The following is a 17,627-nucleotide window of genomic DNA, read 5'->3' as shown; positions in this document are numbered from 1 at the left end:
CCTTTTAGTGATATCGAATGTAGGGGCGTAATAATGGGCCTCCTACTATTTTTTGGATAGCTTTTCGGCATCCCCCGCCCGCGCTTAGCGGGCTTTTTTATGCCCGCACAAAGGAGACATCCGTATGTCGTCTGGCGCAAAGCAAACCAGCTACCTCATTCCCGAGGTAACACCCGGCGTCACCCCCACCACAGGCAACTGGGACACCCTGCGCCTGACCAGCAACACCCTTTCGCCGACCGTGAACACCCAGGTCAGCGACGAGATAACCGAGTCTCGCATCAGCCAGGGATCGGTGGCCACCAGTGCCGATATCCAGGGCGACCTGGTCGGAGAGCTGTCCTTCGGCTCGTTCGACAAGCTTTTCGAGGCTGCCTTCTACGGCACATGGGCCGGAAACGTTCTGACCGTTGGTGACACGCGCCACACCTTCACCATCGCGAAGAACTTCAACGACGTGGGCGTCTACACCCTGTTCAAGGGCATGCACGTCTCGACCTTCGCGCTGGAAGTGCCATCGGACGGCAAGATCACCGCCACCTTCGGCATGGCTGGCCTGGACTACGCCGACGGTGAGAGCAACACCGTCGCCGCGACCAACCCGCCGACCACCAGCCCGTTCATGTCGAACATCAACGTTGGCACCCTGACCATTGACGGTCAGTCCATGGAAGGCATCGCTTGCGTCTCGGCGCTTACCATGAACCTGGACAACAGCCTCCAGGCGCAGCGCTGCATTGGCAACAGCAAGCTCGGACCTGGCGCACAGATTGCCACCGAGGCGGCGATCACAGGCACCATCACCATGGCCTGGTCAAAGCGCGCCTGGCAGATCTGGAAGAACACCTTCACCCGGCTGCCGATCGCACTGACCTTTCCGATCACCGACAGCCTGGGCAATAGCTACACGCTGAACTTCCCTGCGCTGGAGGTGGACGGCGACCTGCCCAACGGCGGTAAGCGCGACCTGATCGAGGTATCGCTGAACTACACCGTGGCCAAGGTGGCGCCGACCATTACCCGCGTGCAGGCCGCGCCGGTCGCAAGCATCGATGTCACCCCGGCCACCGCCACCCTGGACGTGGGCGACACCCAGCAGATGAGCAAGACCGTCTCTCCGGCGGGTGCGCCGCAGAACGTGACGTGGTCCACCAGCGCCCCAGGCGTGGCCACCGTCAGCAGCAGCGGCCTGGTGACCGCGATCAGCTCCGGCACCGCGATCATCACTGCGACCAGCGCAGTGGACGGCACCAAGACCGACACCGCGACCATCACCGTTTCCTGATCTTTTTGGCTGCCCCGGCTACAACGCCGGCCGGGGCGGTCCTTTTATGGCGTGGCGTGAGGAATGCCCATGGCTCTCCAACTGAAGAAAATCGACACCGCCAAGAGCGCCGAGGCGCGCTGGGAGGAGTTCGACAAAGACACCAAGGTACTGCTGCTCCCGCTGGACAACCAGCAGTACCAGATCGCCCTCGAGCGTATGCGCCGCCGCCTGGCGCGCAACGACGCTCAGTTCGGAGAAGGCTCCATTGGCGTGCTAGACGGCGAGAAGTCCGAGCACGATAACCACTGTCTGCTCCTGGCCTCCTTCATCGTGAAGGACTGGGAGGGCGCCCAGGACGAGCAGGGCAAGCCGTTGGCGTACAGCGAGCCGGTCTGCGCCGAGATGCTGCAGGCCAGCCAGGAGTTCTTCTACTTCGTGCTGGGACGCGCCTCCAGGATCGCCGCCGAGAACCGCGAGGAGCTCGAGGAAGTGAAGGGAAAGCCATCGCCCGCTTCGAATGGGAGCGGGAATGGGGGCAAGCGTCGGAAAAGCGGAGCCTGATCTACCAGAAACTGCGCATCGCGGTTCCTGAGGAGCCCACTCTTGACCCAATCACCGGCAGTCTGCTCAGCGCCTTCCGCAACGCGGCGCGCGGGCGGCGCTATCTGGTGGGCGCGGCGTCGGTCCATCCGTTGCGCCTGTCCGTCAGGGAGATCAGCGACTGGCTGGAGGCTCACCCGTTGCCGCTTCCTCGACGGCTGGTGGATGAGGTGTTGTTCGCGCTGGATGAGCTGGCGCTTGAGGAAGATGACGAAGAGGGCTAAGTCATTCGTTCAGAAATTTCTAATCAGCTGTTTTATGCTTGGTTGAAATCTCAGATGCCAGGAATGTGAACATGAGAAGTTTTGCTGCGTTTGTTATGGCCTCTTCCATCTGCTGTGCAGCCATAGCGGACGAGGCCAGGGACGCCTATCAGCAAGCCTACACCTCGGTGCAAGGCGCTTTGGCGCTTCAGCTGAAATGCGAAGAGTCAGTGAGGCAAGGGGACATGGCGCCCTGCAAAAAGGCCGAGAAGGCCTACGATGAATTCAAGGCAAAATCCTCTAAATTCCTGGCATCGGTCAAGCCCGAAGAGCTGTTCCAGCATGTCACCCCGGAAGAGATGAGCGGTTTAACACAGGCAAATACACAGATCGGCGAGTCTATGGATAGAACCACCGCCTATCTCAGTAGAAAAAAGTAGAAGATCGAAACCAAGAAACCGGGCGATGCCCGGTTTTTTTACGCCCGGAGAATGCTATGGCCTTGAAATCCCGCCTTGAACTTGAAGTCGATGGTCGTAGCGCCGAGCAGCAGGTGAATGACATCCGCGCCGCGCTGGAGGCTCTGGAGCAGGCCGGCGTCCGCGCCTCATCGACGCTGCGCAAGTCAGGCGGCGAATTCACGAATCTGGCGATGTCTCTGGCCAAGGTTCAGGCTGCCAACGACAAGACCGCATCCGCCACAGATACCGCAGCCAAGAGCGCCGACTTCGCAGCGAAGGCGGCCGCGAACCAGCGCAAAGAACTGGACGCGCTGCTTGGCAAGATTGATCCTCTGACCAAGAAGCTCAACGAACTGGCAGCGCAAGAAGCCGCACTGGCCCAGGCTCGCAGTTCTGGCCAGATAAATACGGCGACCTTCGATGCCTACAGCCTGAAACTTCAGGACTCGCTGAACGCTCTGGCAGGAGTTTCCCGCGCACAAACTGCCGTGGGCGAGACTGCCGAGCAGGCCCGGCAAAGAATCCTCGGCGTTGCAGAGGCGGCGGTCAAAGCGGCTCAGGAACAGCGAAACCTTGCGAACGTTGCCACCGGCCTTTCCGAGGCCGAGCAGGGCCTCCTTTCAGGCAACATGGTTTTGGCGGCGAACCAGGGAAAGCTGGCCCAATCCAGCCAGAAGGTCGCAGAAGCCAACCGTCAGGCCCAAGCAGCCATTGGCGGCCAAACCGACAGCCTGCAGGAGCTTCTGGCAAGCATCGATCCAACCACTCGCGCACTGAATCGCCTCGATGAGCAGGAACGCAAGCTGGCTCAGCAGAAGAAGATTGGAGCACTCGACGCTGAGACCTTTGCCCATTACCAGGGGAAGATCGACCAAGCACGCGCGGCGCTCTCGAGCTTTGATGATGGACTGAATCGCACCGGCAACACTGCGAAGCAAAACGCTGCTGCACTCAGAATGCTTCCAGCGCAGTTCTCCGACATTTTCATCAGCCTTCAAGGCGGCCAGGCCCCGCTCACTGTCTTCCTGCAGCAGGGCTCCCAGATCAAGGACTCGTTCGGCGGCATTGGCGCCGCAGCCAAGGCAATGGGCGGATATGTCCTGGGGCTGGTGAATCCTTTCACGATTGCTGCCTCAGCGGTGGGCCTTCTGGGTGTTGCCTACTACCAGGGCTCCAAGGAGGCAGACGCCTACAAGGTGTCCATCCTCGAAACTGGCAACGCCGCCGGAACTAGCGCAGGTGAGTTGACCGCAATGGCAGAGCGGCTTGGGGCGATTTCAGGATCTACGTCATCCGCTGCTACCGCATTGGCGCAAGTGGCCGGATCCGGAAAGGTAGCCTATGGGATGCTCGAGCAGGTGGCAAACGCTGCAATTAGCTATCAGAAGGCCACAGGGAAAGCAGTCTCAGAGACCGTGGCAGACTTCTCTCGTCTTGGTGATGATCCAGTCAAAGCCGTTGCGGATCTGAACAATAGGCTCAATTTCCTCACCGCATCTGTGTACGAGCAGGTTCGATCGGCACAGGAGATGGGGGATAAGGATCTTGCAGCCAGTATTGCACAAGAGGCTCTTGCCAAAGCTTTGACGGAAAGAGCGAAGAAGGCGAAGGAGGATCTTGGTTACATCGAAGCGGCGTGGGATGGAATCGCCAGGACAGCAAAGCAAGCCTGGGATGCAATGCTAGCCGTAGGCCGTGATGATTCACTTGAGAAACAGATATCTGACCTTCAGCAGAACATCGCCAGAAGGGAGAAGAACGGATTCACAGTGGAGCCGTATCTTGACCAGCTTGCCGTGCTCAAGCAGCAATTGGCCGTGCGCAATGCCAATGCTAAAGCAGAAGCGGACGCGGCCAAGCTGCAGCGCGATGGCCAGGCGGCTTACGAACTGTTTCAAAAGAGCATCGAAAAGAATTTCACCAAACAGCAGAAAATGAACAAGGCTCTGGAGGATGAGCAGAAGCGTATCAACGTCGCCAGAGCTGCCGGCTACACGATTACCAAGCAGGAGGAAGAGGCGGCGCTGAAGTCCATCAGGCAGAACTCGATCTATAAGGAGGCAAAAACCCCTGCAGTTCGTGAAGACGCCGGCCAGAAGCTGCTAGACAGCGCCCGCCAGCGCTACGCCGTGCTCCAGCAGCAGAGCCTGGCAATCTCCGGCGAGCTTGGCCAGACCCTGAAGCTGGGCGCCGAAGCGCGCAAGCTGGTGGAGCTGGAGACCGAGATAGCCAACCTGAAGGAGAAGAAGACCCTCACCACGTCGCAGAAGCAGATCCTGGCCATGGCCGAGATGAACGTGGCCCAGCAGAAGCAGAATGCGGAACTGGAGCGTGCGAACGAGCTGACCAAGGAGCGATTCGAGACTGAGGCCAAGCTCAGGGCCTTCCGGGAGAATCTGCAATCCCAGCTCAGCACCGCCCGCGAGGGGCAGGCCGTAGAGCTCGAAGGGTACGGCCAGGGCGATAAGCTTCGCCAGCGCCTGCAGGAAGACCTGAAGATCCGCCAGGAGTACCAGCGCGAGCTGGACAAGGTCACCCGCGACTACAACCGCATCAGCAACCCTACTGCGAACGACACGGCCCTGTACCAGGGGCAGACGGAGGCGCTGCGCTCTGCGCTGTCTACTCGGCTGTCCGACCAGCAGGCGTATTACGCCCAGGTCGACCGGTTGCAGTCAGACTGGACAGTTGGCGCATCGCAGGCGATGAACACCTACGCCGAGCAGGCCGCCGATGTGGCTTCGCAGACACGCAACCTGTTCTCGAACGCCTTCGGCAACATGGAAGACGCGGTGGTCAACTTCGTGAAGACCGGGAAGCTGTCTTTCAAGGATTTCGCCGACCAGGTTGTGGCCGATCTGATCCGCATCCAGGTGCGACAGGCCGCGGCTGGTTTCCTCAACATGGCAATCGGCGCGGGTATCAGCGCGTTCGGCGGCGGCGCGGGCGCTGCGTCCAGTGCGTTTGCGCCAGGCAGTGCTGGTGCCATTTCTTCGAAGCTGGGAGCCTCGGCCGCTGGGTACTCGGCCAAATACGGTTTCTCGGAGGGTGGTTATACCGGCCCGGGCGGCATCAACGAGCCAGCGGGAATTGTCCACAAGGGCGAGGTGGTGTGGTCGCAAGACGATGTGCGCCGCTTTGGTGGCGTCCAAGCTGTCGAGGGGCTGCGCACCGGTAACGTGTCGCCGACCGGCGGTGGCAAAACCACAACTTCAAGCCAGGCTGCCGGCGCATCAACTGGCGCTCAGTCTGGTGGCCTGGTGATCAAGCAAGAGATCACCGTACAGGGCGCCGCAGACGAAGCCACCCTGGCTCGCATCCAGCAGGCAGCACAGAAAGGCGCGCAGGACGGCTACAACCTGGTCCTTCGGGACTTCAAGCAGAACGGCCCAGCCCGTCAGCTCATCGCCCGTAGGTGATAGATCAAGGAGTACTGCATGGCACTCGAATGGCCGGCATCACTGCCCGTGTCTGAAATGACGTGGGGCATAGTCAACAACAGCCGGGCATTCACTTCCTCGCTGTCCAACGCACAACAGATCGTTGGCCACCCTGGGGCGTACTGGCAGTGCACCTTGACCTTCGGCCTGCTCACCAGGGTGCAGGAGCGTCAGCTCTCGGCGTTCCTTGGTGATCTGGATGGAATGTTCGGCACCTTCAACATGCCGGCGATCACTCGTCGGCGGTCGAACAGTGTCGGCATCCTGACCGTGGTCACCGGCGTGGCGCAGTCGCGGTCAATGTTGGTCGCCGGCGCTGCTCCGGGTGTTCAGGTGTTCGCCCCAGGCGACTACCTGACGGTGGCTGGCGAGATGTTCGAGGTGGTGCGCCCGGTTACCGCGAATGCGCAGGGCCAGGCCGTGGTCCCTCTCAACAAACGCATCAGGCGCACGCTGACCGCAGGCGCTGCGATCGAGTACCTCAACCCCTACTCAGAGATGCGGATGACCCAGGACACCTGGGCCATGACCGTGCGCCAGGTCGTGGCCAGCGGCAGCTATCAGTTCAGGGAGGCTTTCTGATGCCCTCATCGTTTCCATTCAGCCAGAGCGTGGTGGACATCATTGCCACGGGGCGCTTCCTGACGGTGTACGCCTGCCAGCTCGACTTCGAGGATGGCCCGGTGTACGCCCACACCGGCACCGGTGACCTGGTGATCGACGGCATCACCTACTTGGGTGTCGGCCAGTTCGGCGAGGTCGGCCAGTCGCAGGAGAGCGACAACTCGAACTCGCCCATGTCCGTGGAGCTGAGCCTGAACGGTCTGGACAGCTACATCATCACCGAGACGAACATCCGCGGTTGTCGTGGGCGCTCGGGCAAGCTGCTGTTCGTGGTGTTCGACGAGGCGGGCAACTACGCCGTCGACATCTTGTTCTCCGGGCGCATGGACGCGGCGAGTTTCTCCTACGCCGGCAATGGCGAGGACGGCAACAAGATCATGGTCCCCATCGTAGATCGCATGGCCGAGTGGAGCCGCACCGGCACCGAGCGGTTCACCGATGAGAACCATCGAGCCCGGCACCAGGGTGACCGCTTCTTTTACGCCGTCGCTCAGCTTTCCGAGTGGCCGATCTACTGGGGCTCCAGCAAGGACGCGCCGACCTTCAACTACGAGAAATAGCGATGCGCAATCGAGACTGGACGATACGTCTGACCGAAGTGATCAAGGCCGCCTCCGAGCGGCCTTTTTCATGGGGCGAATTCGACTGCTGCTTGTTCGCGGCTGACTGCTCGGTAGCGGTCTGCGGGGTTGATCCGGCGGCGGCGTACAGGGGCAAGTACAAGACCGAGGCGGGGGCGATGCGGGCGCTGAAGAAGAACCACGGCAGCCTCGAGGCGGCTTGGGACGCCTGCTTCAACCGGGTGGCGCCGGCGTTCATCCAGCGTGGCGACATCGCCATGTACGACGGCCCGCAAGGAAAGGCGATCGCGGTGTTCTGGGCGGGTGAGTTCTGGGCAGCGACCGAAGAAGGCGCCGCGCGGGTGGTGTGCGAACCGACAGCAGTGTGGAGAGTTGAATGAGCGGCGGGGTCAGGAAGATTGCACAGATCGCCGTAGGTGCGGTCATCGGCTTCGCTCAGGGCGGCCCAATCGGTGCCGCGATCGGCGCAGGCCTGGCGTTCTACGCCTCGGAGCAGCAGGAGAAGCTCAACACCAAGTCGCCGCTGCGCGATAACGAACCTTCGGCGCAGACTGTGCGCTCGTCCAAGGCGCCGGCGCGGTTCATCCTGGGCCGGGTCAGCACTGGCGGCGTGCTGGTATGGGCTCAGGAAGAGGCCGGCGAGCAGCGCGAGGGCGAATGGCTCCACTTGGTGTATGTGCTCTGTGAGGGTGCCGTCGATGCGCTCGAGGAGATCTACCTCGGCGAGGAGCTGATCAATACCTACGGCGCCGATGCCACCTATGAGCTGGTGGTCAACCCAACCCAGGTGAATGCCTTTCTCAAGGCCAATTGCCCGGACTGGAAGGACGAGCAGATCGGCCGCGGCCTGTCGTTCGTGCGCCTGTCCCTGCGGTACAACGCCGAGAAATTCCCATCTGGTATTCCGGATGCGCGCTTTGTCGTGCGCGGGCGCAATGATCTCTACGACCCCCGCACCGGCATGGCCGGGTACAGCGAGAACACTGCGCTGCACATCCTGTGGTTCCTGCGCACCCGTTGCGGCGTGCCGGACGATGAGATCGTGTTCGAGACCTTCGCCAGCGGCGCGAACGTGTGCGATGAGTCGGTGGCCAACCCTGACGGCACCACCAGCCCGCGCTACCGCAGCAGCTGCGTGATCGGCGCCGACGAGCAGCGCACCAATGTGCTGCAGAAGCTCGAGGCGGCGTGCGGTGGCAAGGTCATCCGTGTGGGCGGCCGCTGGATGTTCCAGGCTGGCGCCTACTACGGTCCCTGGGACTTCGAGATCACCGAGGACATGGTGATCGGCACCATCACCGGCAGCACTGAGCCGACGAACGACGCGGCCATCAACACGATCCGTGGCACTTTCACCGACACGACCCAGTCCTGGACGGAGACGGACTACCCGGAAGTCAGCGTGGCCGAGTGGGTGGTTGCGGATGGTGGCGAGGCGGCGGAGACGCTTACCTTTTCCTACGTCACCAACCCTTACCAGGCCCAGCGCCTGGCCAATATCGAGCTACGCCGGCGCCGCGCGGGCGGGGTGATCAACGTCCCGCTCAACCTGCGCGGCTACAACTGCCGTCCAGGCCGCGCGGTGCGTGCGAACCTGCCATCGCTGAACATCCTTGGCGAATTCATCGTCACCGGCTGGTCCATGGGCACAAGCGAGGGCTGCACCGCGTCCCTGCAGGTCTACGACCCGGCGATCTTTGACGATGCCGTGGGAAAACCCTACAACCCGATCGGATTCATCAACCTGCCATCTGGAGGCCTGGGAAGTCCGACCGGTTTGGCTTGGACCGTGGACGATACCGCCGAAGTGACTCAGGGTGTGCTGAGTTGGGATGCGCCGGTCGGCATCGTGACTGGCTATGCAGTGACCGTGCGACAGGCCGGGGTGGCCGTGCAGGCCCAGCAGGTGCCAGAGACCACGCTTCAGTTGCCCCTGGCCGGCCTGCCGTCGGGCAACTACACGATGAGCGTTGCCGCACTCGGGCCGCAGGCGCGGTCGGGCGAGGCAAGCATCACGGTCAACATAAACGGCCCAGCGGTGCCCGAGGGTTGCACCGTCACCTCGACCATCGAAAGCATCAACCTGGCGCCGAGCAACATTCAGCACGGCCTTAACGGCGGCACCTACGAATACTTCTTAAGCATGGATCCGCAGGCGACTGCGGCGCAGGCGGAGTACTTGGGCCAGGGCCTGAGCCTGACTCACACCGGGCTGGCCTTCTTCACCAACTACTACTACTTCATTCGCTCGAAGAATGCCTACGGGGTGAGCGGGTTCCTGAAAGTCGCGGCATCAACCTCCACCGACGTGAGCACAATGCTCGAGGCGCTCAAGGGGAAGATTGAGCGCGGTCAACTTGGGCCTGTGCTGGGCGAGGAGATCGACGGCCTGCAGGACCAGATCGACGCTCTGGACGGGCTCAAGGGCTACAACAAGGATGAGGCATACGAGAAAGGCCAAATGGTCGTTGTCGACGGGCGGATCTACCAGGCGCGCGACCCAGTTCCCGCCGATCCATCGGGCGCGAACGCGCCGCCGAACGCAACGTTGTGGGATGACGTGGGGCAGTCGGTTGAGTCTGCCAACGGCCTGGCCCAGCAGGTGGCTACCAACAGCGCAAGGATCGAAGATGTAGACGGCAGGGTCACGTCAACGGCCGAGAGCGTGCAGTTGCTGCGGGCCTCGTCGAGAGACGATAACGCCGATGGCGATCTTGCTGGCGCCCTGAAGCTTTGGGATTCAACGGCTGCCATCTCGCGCGAGCAGATGGTCAGAACCACAGAGACCACTGCGCTTGCCCGAAGCGACGAGATCTTGACCGCGAAAGTTGGGGAGACGAATGCGTCGATCCAGCGAACGGACGAGGTTGTTGCAGGGCTGGACGGCAAGGTTTCAGCCATTTCCTCGTGGAAAACCGAGACCAACGTCAACGGCAAGAAGGTCGCGACCGGCATCGTCCAGGGCAGCAACGGCGAAGTCGGGCAGATCATAATGTCCGCTGACCAAGTCGTCATCGCCAATGGACTGAATGGCCCGGAGGCCAATCTCTTTGTGTTCCAGAACGGGCAGATGTTCGTCAACACGGCCTTCATCAACAAGGCGTTCATCCAGGAGCTGATCCTCGGCATGACGCTGCGATCTCAGGCCGTGGATTCGCAGGGGAGGCCTCTGGTCGAAATCGACTTTGTGACCGGCAAGTTTGCGCTACGCGGACAGGAGGCTGATGGTCGAATCCTGCTCAATAACTATGGCTTCTACACGTACGACAGAAACGACGTGCGTCGGACGGCTCAAGGCAATCTGAGCAAAGGATAAATCCATGGATATCTATGGCTTTGAAGAGCGCGACGAGATGAACAGGGTGACCCTGTCAATGGATGACTTCACCCTGTTCAAGTTGGCATCCATGCAGATACCTGCGTCGAGCAATTACGGCCTCGGGGTTCGCACTGACTACATCCTTATGGACGTTCCTGGATACGACCCAAGCAACTGCTTTGTACTTATTACGCCAAGCCAATACGCGCCGTATGAGCAACCAGGCTACGACGATGGGTGGGGCATGATTCCGACATATAGGGAGCTCGGAGGAACTCGCATTGCAATCTACACATACGTCAATAGACGAAGGCCAACCGGAGTCGGTAACAACTATGAGGATGAATGGTGGGAGAACGTATGCGCCTCTACCATCGAGGCCGTGAGGTTCAGATAAATGGATGGGCATGGTTTTCTGGCAGTAAATAATCAGCTTTCTGTTGTTGTCTCCAATATCTATAAGGTTTTGGTTTTTTCTGAGCGGTCAGTATTTACAATTACATCCTCGAAGACAGATAGAAACGGCTACGGGGCGGCGGCTTTCACCAAAGTTGTACGGACAGTTGAAGCACCGCAGATATTTATTCGAGTCGCATCAGCCAGTCACTCAACCCTCGGGCTCTACATAACCATTCAGGGCTCGCCTGGCGCTTGGACGGGTTTTCAGGTTACATCGGCTGCTCGCGGCGGCTCAACCCTCCAGAACTACACCGTTGAGTTTGTAGTGTGCAAGTTCACGGATTCATACAATAGCCAGGTGTACGGCTCTGAGGTTAGAGGTGAGAGTAATGAGCCGGTGTTTTCATCTGCGGATAAAGTTGTCAAATATAGCCGCTTCACTAAGTCATGGACAAAAGTGATTGGCACATTTGTTGATGAGTATCGGAGCGGCATGGTTCTTGATGCGGATGACTTCGTTAGTATTTCTGCGTTTGACAGAGGGGTGTCATGGTTTATTAAAGGGGCTAGGTATGCGGGCTTAACTGTCTATAATAACAATGCGCCGTCTCTTACCGTGTTTGTGACAAAAGAGACCGGAGGTGGTTATTGGTACTATCAAGGCGCCAACGATACCTTTCTGTCTATCCCAATATGTAAATTTCCGGCCTCTCGTTATGGCACCTAAATAGATAATTGGAGGTTATGAATGCCTTGGTATAGAGAAGGAACCGTTACAGTAACTGCCGGTCAGACGACCGTAACCGGTGCCGGCACAAACTTTTCACTCAATGCCCGCGTGGGTGATGCTTTCCAGGGGCCTGACGGGCGCTGGTACGAAGTCGCCAACATTGCCAGTGCCACGGTGATGGGCATCTTGCCTGCCTACCAGGGCGCCACTGTTGCCGCAGGCGCTTACGGCCTGGCCCCCATGCAGGGTTACGTCAAGGAAGCTGCTGACCGGTTGCGCCAGATCGTCGATCAGTTCGGCGGTACGCTGGCCCTGTTCGGCGGGGCGACTGACGTCGCAACACTGCGGCAGAACATCGGCGCTGCCGCACGCGGTGAGAACAGCGATATCACGAGGCTTTCGGGACTTACCACCGCGCTGAGTGTTGCCCAGGGCGGCACTGGATCTACAGCGGCAGCAGGCGCCCGCGCAAATCTCGGACTGGGTGATTCTGCGACCAAAAACGTTGGCACCTCAGCCGGCCAGATCATGGGTGTTGGAGCAGGCGGACTGCTTGGGGTGGCCCCACAAACCAATAATCTGCACAACGTGTTCAATACCGAGTTCCGCAGTTCTGCAGTTGCATCGAACTCGCCGCCTGGTGGGGATGGTTACTACAACCTAATGCATATTCGGGCCGGTGTGGATTCCCGGTGGACTACGGTCCTGGCCCAAGAGATCAACGGCTATAGGCTGGCGTTCAAGACCGTGGCTATTGATCAGTCCGCAGCCACCGCCTGGTCGACGCTCTACCACTCCAATAACACCACCCGCGCCGCTGACGGCACACTGAAGGCGATTTGACCATGGCGAGAGCAGCAATCAACATCCTGGGCAACGGGTCGCTCCTCGACATCACGTCGCTCGGCAAGGCAGATATCACCGTAGAGCACCCTGGCCCCGGCCAGTACCTGGTACGCGGCACGCTTGGCATGTGCCCGCCGCCGGAGGGCTGGGGGTATGTGATCAACCAGATTGACGCGGGCGCCTCGGTTGCCACCAGCTTTGCCGATGACGTGCTGCTTGTGAGCGTTGCCAAGGAAGGCGAGCCGGCGGACCTGCTGCACAGCATCACTCTGCATGTGTCGGTGGAAGAGGCACCCGTGCCGCTGCCGCCAGAGCCGGTACCGGCCGATCCGCTGCAGCAAGCACAGGAGGAAGCGGGCAGGCTGCGGGCGATAGCCGATGCTGCCATCGCGCCGCTGCAGGATGCGGTCGATCTGGAGGATGCGACCGAGGCAGAGACCGCGCTGTTGAAGGAGTGGAAGCGCTATCGCGTCGCGCTCAACAGGCTGCCTGATCAGCCTGGCTACCCGCAAACCATCGACTGGCCCGCGCCGCCGGCATAAATCTACACATCCGACAGACAACCGCCGCATGGCGGTATTTTTTTGCCTGGAGAAAACCCATGTCGATCGACAACGACATCCGGCAGGGCCTGGCCCTGCTGCCGCCACAGATGCGCACTCGCCCGGCTCGAGTACTGCTGCATGCGATCAATCTTCAAGAGAACCCAAAGCGCCTGGAGCAGCAGGTGAACGGACCTGCCCGCGGCGACTACCAATTTGAAAAGGGCGGCGGTGTGGTCGGGGTTGTGACCCACGGATCGGTAAAGGCGCGCACCCAGGAAGTTTGCCGAGCTCGGGGCGTGGGCTTCAGTGCCGAATCGATCTACCAGGCCATTGGCCGTGATCCGGTGCTGGCTGCCGCCCTGGCCCGCCTTCTGCTGTGGACTGACCCAAAGCCCTTGCCGTCTGCTGAAGATGAGCATGGCGCCTGGGAGCTGTACCTGCGTGTGTGGCGACCTGGGGCTCACACCCGTCAGCCGGAGGAACTGCGCGCCAAGTTCAAGAGAAATCACGCAGCAGCACTCAAGGCGGTGCCGGCATGAGCGCCTGGGCATTGCGCCTCGCCGGCGCCGGCCTGCTGATCCTGCTGGGTATCGCCGTCGGCACATGGGCCACCACCAGCCACTTCCGGCCATTGCTCGACCACCAGCAGGACCAGGCCGCCCAGTGCGCCGCCGCGCGCGACAACTTGGCCGGCCTGGCGCAGGAGCAGGGTAAGGCCCTGGGCGACCTGACCCTGGCCGCGAATGAGCGCCAGGCCAGGGCAGAGCAAGTGGTGAAGGAGGCCAAGGCCAGCACCCAGGCCGACTACGCCGCGGCGAACCGCTTGCAGCAGGAGCGCACAGGTGGCGACCAATGCGCAGCCGCGACCTCGATCATCGACAAGGAACTGGACCTATGAGGCTGGTGGGCAAAGCACGTTCCTGTGGGAGCGGAATTAGCCTTTTTCGGGCTACAGGCTGCGTAATTCGTGGCGTTTCCCGTAGGAGCGGGGTGGTGGGCCTAACCGGCCTGTTGTGCTGGTTAATCCAGCCTGTACGCCGTGTGGTTACTGGATTGACGGCCAGCCTGCTGGTGGGCCTGCTACTCGCCGGATGTGCTGGTCGAACGGAGCCCGAGATCCGATACGTGCGCGTCGAGGTTCCGGTGCAGGTGCCGTGCCGGGCGCCGGAGGTGGCGGTACCACCCTGGGCGGCCGTCGGCCTGCGCAAGACCGACAGCCTAGAGGTGAAGGTGCGGGCGCTGCTTGCTGAGCGAAGGCAGCGGATCGGCTATGAGCGACAGATTGAGGCGGCTATCCAGGCGTGCAGATAGGGCCACGCAGCAGCAATGAACTGGCAGACGAATCCAACGAGAATCAGAGCGAGTGCAGCCCAAGCTATACGCTTGGCGTTCTGCCTTTTACGCCTCGCTTCTGCGCGATGCTCACCAGCGGTTCTTCCATCTTCCATTGGCGTGCCATCTTCGACTATGCGGCCGGTGCCCGCATCAGCAGATGCTTGCGGGAGAGACCAGAAGAAAAGGAGAATGACGCCGATAATATTCAGGCACAGCCCGAGAAGGTTGATTAATTCCATGTAATCACAGGCTTATATAAATGGAGTAGTTCCGGCCGCCGGAATCGCACGCGTCAGGCGGCCTAGCTTTACACTACCGACAATACGACAGTGACGATTAGACCCAGCGCAACAGCGGTCACCGGGTCGAGCCCGAAGGTGCAAAGCCCCCAGACTACGCCACCAAACGCCGTGAGGCGTTTAGGTAAAGCTGCTGAACCAGCCTGATTCAAAACACCCATGGGGCGCCCTCCTCTAGCTGTTTCTCCAGGTCTCATGTAGCAGTTGGCGAGGAGGTTCAGACTTCGCCGCATTTCCCTGTTTCCCAGCTACGGGTTTTTCCAGCGAGGATGGCGCGGCGGCCCAACTGGCTTGATGTGACCAGTTTTCACTTGGTCAGCGTCTCGAAGTGGCCTAACGATAGCACCATTTTCAGAGATCTCGCCACGAAAAAAGCGTGGGGGAATTTTGGGGGAATTGATCCCCCAATGGTGTGGAGGTGTGTTTTGTTATGCTGCGTCGAACCTCTTGATTTTAAGGGGTTTTTACAAATTAGCCGCAAAAAAATTGATGCCGAAAACGGATTCGAAATCCGTTATGCGTTTAATTTTGGGGTTAAGCATGCTTGTGGCATATGCTTATAATCCTGTGATTAAGCTCCGAGACTGGGAAGTGACGCGAACTCTTGAAGGGATGGTTGCCGCAGGAGAGGAGTTGCTTCGTCAGGCTCTCGATGCCAATCGACGCCTGCAGCAGGCCGTGGCTGATGGTGAGCCCCCCGAGGATGTCGAGCGGCACCGAGTATTGGCCGATCGGCTTTACCGCCAGGTGACCGAGCATCAGCTCATCACTACCGGCAAGGCACCTCATATCATCCACTGATCGCCAGGGAGGCGAGCATGAAGGACAAGCGCGAAGTCGTGATGCCAGACCATCAGGTCTATAAGGATGTCGAGGAGGCTATGAGGCGCCATCTTGAGGCGCAGGAGGCCGGTCTGCCTGCGGAGGAAGTGGAGCGCTTGCGGCTGATCTTGGAATCGCAGATCAAGGCGGCTCATCAGTACCATTCAGATGCCATGGGGCGAGCTCCGCTGAATCGTCACTGAAGTGGCGCTATAAGCTCAGGCCCCTGGTTCCGCACATTCCCTACGGCTGTGCTGACCTTGTACCACTCGAATGCCTCAGACGGTTCTCCCAGGTTCAGTACCATCTGTTCTGCGTGCTCGCTTGGCATCCCTGCTGCAATCCACTCTCGAGCCAGTTCCGGCTCAAACACAACTGGCCGGCGATCGTGCACGTCAACAAGCCCGCCCTGGGCGTCTGCTGTGATGATGACGAAGCCGTCGTGCTCACTGCCGGTGAACTGGCCCATGCTGGCGCATAGCGCCGGCTGACCGTCCCTCCGCCGGATGTAGTAGGGCTGTTTCTTCGGCCCGCCCTCATCAACCCACTCGTACCAGCCGTCGATGGGTGTGATTGCACGGTGTGGCCAGATAGCACGGAAGAACGGGCCGTGAGCGACCTTCTCGACGCGGGCATTGATTGGCGCGGCGCGATCTTTCGCCCAGTGCGGCCGCCACCCCCACCTCACCAGGTCCGCCCGCGGGCCTCCGTCATCAACGCGCAGCACAGCAACTGGCGTAGTAGGCGCAACGTTGTACTGCTGCAGATCCTGTTCCCCGACGGTATTCCTCCAGACCTCCGGCATGCTGAGCACTTCGACGAAGTCGTGAATGCCCCGGTACTGAGTCAGCCGTCCACACATTTCCCATCCCTCCTGCTCGAGCACAAAGCATAGTCCGCCAGGCGGTACTGGTGCTGTCTGCGCATGCAATGCTCAAATACTGTATCGATATACAGTATTGGTGCCGTATGTACTTCCTCCTTGTTCGCCGCCGAGTGCGCGGCGTTGCGATCCCCAATGGACAGCTCACGAAGATCCAGCCGATTCGCGCTGACGTTCACATCGAGTACGGACACAGTACCGTGCTCGGTCGGCAGTGCCTGGGCGCCTGGGTGTTCAACCCAACCCCAGGGCCCGACGTTATCCCGTCGCTACACGACGCGCGCGTGACCGGGATGGCTCAAGGCGGTATGAACATCACCGGCGTGGAGGAGGTGGACGGCGTCCTCTATGCACAGTCTTGGTGGTGTCGTGCGCAGTAGCGCGGCGGGCATACCGCAGCCCTGGATGGATGAGCTCAACGACCAGATGGCGATGATCACCGATCCAGACGGGCGCTCTGCAGTGATGGCGGAAATGGCCGTTTCCGCTCATCGCCGACGGGATGTTGATGCTGGGGCGCTGGCCGAGATGCTGGAGCTCGCCGAGGCGGCCAGGCTATGGGCTCATGCTGAGCGTGAAGCGGAGTGAGAATGACGCCAGCCAGGACGGCTGACGGGGTGGCAGAACGCCAAAGAAAGGGGTGAAAATCGGTTCCAAAACTAAAACGGCGACCCTTGTAGAATGCGGCGTGCAGGACGTTAAAAACTCTTTAGTTTTGGAACTGATATTGCATTGCAACCATTGCGGGGTGGGGATTCTTGGATCGGTTTGCAAATCCGTCTACGCCGGTTCGATTCCGACCTCGGCCTCCACCATTCGAAAGCCCCGCAGATTAACGTCTGCGGGGTTTTTCTTTATGGGCCCAAAAAGCCAAGAGTTCCGAAACAAAAGGCATGGGGCATGCGCTACACCGGACCCGCAACAGAAGGCCATATCGCGGCAGTTGAAAAAGTTTGTGAGAGAGGGAGATTGCGTCAGACCATGACTCCTGCCATGGCGTGGGGGCGGCAGCGCGCCCTGGACTGGATCACCGAGAGCTTTTCGCCTGCGCCTACCGGCCTTGAAGTTAAACCCTCTGGACGCAGGCCTTCACGTACTTCCAGATAAGGATGCTGGAAAACGGAACGCTCTTGAAAAGCCATCAGTCGTATCTCCATCGGAGGCGCATTTGAGGCGCACAATTGGAGAAAATGATGAGCCTTCAGTCCATAAGCCATAACCTGTACGAGCACACCTACCTTGGGTACCAGGCATCTATCTACGTGCTGTGGGA

21 protein-coding genes are annotated in these 17,627 nt (G+C 60.2%); 20 read left to right on the top strand and 1 reads right to left on the bottom strand.

All coding sequences use genetic code 11. The annotated features are described in order from the left end of the window. Nucleotides 1-124: 124 nt before the first annotated feature. From ACK3BK_RS15735 to ACK3BK_RS15650, 18 genes are all read left to right on the top strand, one after another. Complete coding sequence (locus ACK3BK_RS15735) at nucleotides 125-1,285, top strand: phage tail tube protein (RefSeq protein ID WP_411382810.1); 1,161 nt, start codon at nucleotides 125-127, stop codon at nucleotides 1,283-1,285. Nucleotides 1,286-1,354: 69 nt separating this feature from the next. Then, nucleotides 1,355-1,828 (top strand): hypothetical protein, encoded by a 474-nt coding sequence (locus ACK3BK_RS15730; RefSeq protein WP_411382809.1) that lies wholly within the window; start codon nucleotides 1,355-1,357, stop codon nucleotides 1,826-1,828. Nucleotides 1,829-1,959: 131 nt separating this feature from the next. Beyond that, on the top strand, nucleotides 1,960-2,091 hold the full coding sequence (locus ACK3BK_RS15725) for a hypothetical protein (RefSeq protein WP_411382808.1): 132 nt from the start codon (nucleotides 1,960-1,962) through the stop codon (nucleotides 2,089-2,091). Between the two features lie 71 nt (nucleotides 2,092-2,162). Next, nucleotides 2,163-2,510 (top strand): hypothetical protein, encoded by a 348-nt coding sequence (locus ACK3BK_RS15720; protein WP_411382807.1) that lies wholly within the window; start codon nucleotides 2,163-2,165, stop codon nucleotides 2,508-2,510. Between the two features lie 56 nt (nucleotides 2,511-2,566). Continuing rightward, a complete protein-coding gene (locus ACK3BK_RS15715; protein ID WP_411382806.1) occupies nucleotides 2,567-5,950 on the top strand; it encodes a phage tail tape measure protein in 3,384 nt (1,127 codons plus the stop codon). A gap of 18 nt (nucleotides 5,951-5,968) precedes the next feature. Beyond that, nucleotides 5,969-6,553 (top strand): hypothetical protein, encoded by a 585-nt coding sequence (locus tag ACK3BK_RS15710; RefSeq protein WP_411382805.1) that lies wholly within the window; start codon nucleotides 5,969-5,971, stop codon nucleotides 6,551-6,553. Next, nucleotides 6,553-7,155 carry a hypothetical protein gene (locus tag ACK3BK_RS15705; protein ID WP_151924361.1) on the top strand — a complete coding sequence of 201 codons (603 nt, stop codon included), beginning with the start codon at nucleotides 6,553-6,555 and terminating at the stop codon, nucleotides 7,153-7,155. The genes ACK3BK_RS15710 and ACK3BK_RS15705 overlap by 1 nt, the downstream gene beginning before the upstream one ends. A 2-nt stretch (nucleotides 7,156-7,157) precedes the next feature. Beyond that, on the top strand, nucleotides 7,158-7,556 hold the full coding sequence (locus tag ACK3BK_RS15700; RefSeq protein ID WP_411382804.1) for a DUF6950 family protein: 399 nt from the start codon (nucleotides 7,158-7,160) through the stop codon (nucleotides 7,554-7,556). Continuing rightward, nucleotides 7,553-10,492, top strand: a complete 2,940-nt coding sequence (locus ACK3BK_RS15695; protein WP_411382803.1) for a DUF1983 domain-containing protein — start codon at nucleotides 7,553-7,555, stop codon at nucleotides 10,490-10,492. Before ACK3BK_RS15700 ends, ACK3BK_RS15695 begins: the two co-directional genes overlap by 4 nt. Before the next feature lie 4 nt (nucleotides 10,493-10,496). Beyond that, nucleotides 10,497-10,892 carry a hypothetical protein gene (locus ACK3BK_RS15690; RefSeq protein WP_411382802.1) on the top strand — a complete coding sequence of 132 codons (396 nt, stop codon included), beginning with the start codon at nucleotides 10,497-10,499 and terminating at the stop codon, nucleotides 10,890-10,892. Then, the gene (locus ACK3BK_RS15685) at nucleotides 10,893-11,621 is read left to right on the top strand and encodes a hypothetical protein (RefSeq protein ID WP_411382801.1); all 729 of its coding nucleotides are present in this window, start codon (nucleotides 10,893-10,895) and stop codon (nucleotides 11,619-11,621) included. 21 nt (nucleotides 11,622-11,642) lie between these two features. Continuing rightward, nucleotides 11,643-12,467: a hypothetical protein gene (locus tag ACK3BK_RS15680; RefSeq protein WP_411382800.1), complete on the top strand. Its 825-nt coding sequence runs from the start codon at nucleotides 11,643-11,645 to the stop codon at nucleotides 12,465-12,467. Between the two features lie 2 nt (nucleotides 12,468-12,469). Next, the gene (locus ACK3BK_RS15675) at nucleotides 12,470-13,012 is read left to right on the top strand and encodes a tail fiber assembly protein (RefSeq protein ID WP_411382799.1); all 543 of its coding nucleotides are present in this window, start codon (nucleotides 12,470-12,472) and stop codon (nucleotides 13,010-13,012) included. Nucleotides 13,013-13,071: 59 nt separating this feature from the next. Beyond that, complete coding sequence (locus ACK3BK_RS15670; RefSeq protein ID WP_411382798.1) at nucleotides 13,072-13,554, top strand: hypothetical protein; 483 nt, start codon at nucleotides 13,072-13,074, stop codon at nucleotides 13,552-13,554. Further along, on the top strand, nucleotides 13,551-13,913 hold the full coding sequence (locus ACK3BK_RS15665; RefSeq protein WP_411382797.1) for a hypothetical protein: 363 nt from the start codon (nucleotides 13,551-13,553) through the stop codon (nucleotides 13,911-13,913). The genes ACK3BK_RS15670 and ACK3BK_RS15665 overlap by 4 nt, the downstream gene beginning before the upstream one ends. A gap of 155 nt (nucleotides 13,914-14,068) precedes the next feature. Beyond that, entirely contained in the window at nucleotides 14,069-14,326 is a 258-nt protein-coding gene (locus ACK3BK_RS15660; protein ID WP_411382796.1) for a hypothetical protein, read from the top strand. Between the two features lie 710 nt (nucleotides 14,327-15,036). After that, nucleotides 15,037-15,450 (top strand): hypothetical protein, encoded by a 414-nt coding sequence (locus ACK3BK_RS15655; RefSeq protein WP_411382795.1) that lies wholly within the window; start codon nucleotides 15,037-15,039, stop codon nucleotides 15,448-15,450. A 17-nt stretch (nucleotides 15,451-15,467) separates the two neighbouring features. After that, on the top strand, nucleotides 15,468-15,674 hold the full coding sequence (locus ACK3BK_RS15650; RefSeq protein WP_186711818.1) for a hypothetical protein: 207 nt from the start codon (nucleotides 15,468-15,470) through the stop codon (nucleotides 15,672-15,674). Here ACK3BK_RS15650 and ACK3BK_RS15645 read toward each other — a convergent pair. Then, nucleotides 15,668-16,333, bottom strand: coding sequence for an SOS response-associated peptidase (locus tag ACK3BK_RS15645; RefSeq protein WP_411382794.1), 666 nt, complete (start codon nucleotides 16,331-16,333; stop codon nucleotides 15,668-15,670). The two genes, ACK3BK_RS15650 and ACK3BK_RS15645, sit on opposite strands and share 7 nt — an antisense overlap. Nucleotides 16,334-16,440: 107 nt before the next feature. On the opposite strand from ACK3BK_RS15645, the gene ACK3BK_RS15640 reads away from it, so the two are divergent. Both ACK3BK_RS15640 and ACK3BK_RS15635 read left to right on the top strand, forming a co-directional pair. After that, entirely contained in the window at nucleotides 16,441-16,734 is a 294-nt protein-coding gene (locus tag ACK3BK_RS15640) for a hypothetical protein (protein ID WP_411382793.1), read from the top strand. Then, entirely contained in the window at nucleotides 16,703-16,942 is a 240-nt protein-coding gene (locus ACK3BK_RS15635; protein ID WP_411382792.1) for a hypothetical protein, read from the top strand. The genes ACK3BK_RS15640 and ACK3BK_RS15635 overlap by 32 nt, the downstream gene beginning before the upstream one ends. Nucleotides 16,943-17,627 lie beyond the last annotated feature (685 nt).

The organism is Pseudomonas sp. L7, assembly GCF_046605565.1.
GTDB classification, from domain to species: Bacteria; Pseudomonadota; Gammaproteobacteria; order Pseudomonadales; family Pseudomonadaceae; genus Aquipseudomonas; species Aquipseudomonas wayambapalatensis.
The sequence above is the reverse complement of the archived record's forward strand: the minus strand, read 5'-3'. Positions and strand labels throughout refer to the sequence as shown.

Excerpts from the sequence above, each read along its gene's own strand:
- ACK3BK_RS15735 (WP_411382810.1), top strand. The coding sequence starts at position 125 with ATGTCGTCTGGCGCAAAGCAAACCAGCTACCTCATTCCCGAGGTAACA.
- ACK3BK_RS15730 (WP_411382809.1), top strand. The coding sequence starts at position 1,355 with ATGGCTCTCCAACTGAAGAAAATCGACACCGCCAAGAGCGCCGAGGCG.
- ACK3BK_RS15720 (WP_411382807.1), top strand. The coding sequence starts at position 2,163 with ATGAGAAGTTTTGCTGCGTTTGTTATGGCCTCTTCCATCTGCTGTGCA.
- ACK3BK_RS15715 (WP_411382806.1), top strand. The coding sequence starts at position 2,567 with ATGGCCTTGAAATCCCGCCTTGAACTTGAAGTCGATGGTCGTAGCGCC.
- ACK3BK_RS15710 (WP_411382805.1), top strand. The coding sequence starts at position 5,969 with ATGGCACTCGAATGGCCGGCATCACTGCCCGTGTCTGAAATGACGTGG.
- ACK3BK_RS15705 (WP_151924361.1), top strand. The coding sequence starts at position 6,553 with ATGCCCTCATCGTTTCCATTCAGCCAGAGCGTGGTGGACATCATTGCC.
- ACK3BK_RS15700 (WP_411382804.1), top strand. The coding sequence starts at position 7,158 with ATGCGCAATCGAGACTGGACGATACGTCTGACCGAAGTGATCAAGGCC.
- ACK3BK_RS15695 (WP_411382803.1), top strand. The coding sequence starts at position 7,553 with ATGAGCGGCGGGGTCAGGAAGATTGCACAGATCGCCGTAGGTGCGGTC.
- ACK3BK_RS15690 (WP_411382802.1), top strand. The coding sequence starts at position 10,497 with ATGGATATCTATGGCTTTGAAGAGCGCGACGAGATGAACAGGGTGACC.
- ACK3BK_RS15685 (WP_411382801.1), top strand. The coding sequence starts at position 10,893 with ATGGATGGGCATGGTTTTCTGGCAGTAAATAATCAGCTTTCTGTTGTT.
- ACK3BK_RS15680 (WP_411382800.1), top strand. The coding sequence starts at position 11,643 with ATGCCTTGGTATAGAGAAGGAACCGTTACAGTAACTGCCGGTCAGACG.
- ACK3BK_RS15675 (WP_411382799.1), top strand. The coding sequence starts at position 12,470 with ATGGCGAGAGCAGCAATCAACATCCTGGGCAACGGGTCGCTCCTCGAC.
- ACK3BK_RS15670 (WP_411382798.1), top strand. The coding sequence starts at position 13,072 with ATGTCGATCGACAACGACATCCGGCAGGGCCTGGCCCTGCTGCCGCCA.
- ACK3BK_RS15665 (WP_411382797.1), top strand. The coding sequence starts at position 13,551 with ATGAGCGCCTGGGCATTGCGCCTCGCCGGCGCCGGCCTGCTGATCCTG.
- ACK3BK_RS15650 (WP_186711818.1), top strand. The coding sequence starts at position 15,468 with ATGAAGGACAAGCGCGAAGTCGTGATGCCAGACCATCAGGTCTATAAG.
- ACK3BK_RS15645 (WP_411382794.1), bottom strand. The coding sequence starts at position 16,333 with ATGTGTGGACGGCTGACTCAGTACCGGGGCATTCACGACTTCGTCGAA.
- ACK3BK_RS15640 (WP_411382793.1), top strand. The coding sequence starts at position 16,441 with ATGTACTTCCTCCTTGTTCGCCGCCGAGTGCGCGGCGTTGCGATCCCC.
- ACK3BK_RS15635 (WP_411382792.1), top strand. The coding sequence starts at position 16,703 with ATGCACAGTCTTGGTGGTGTCGTGCGCAGTAGCGCGGCGGGCATACCG.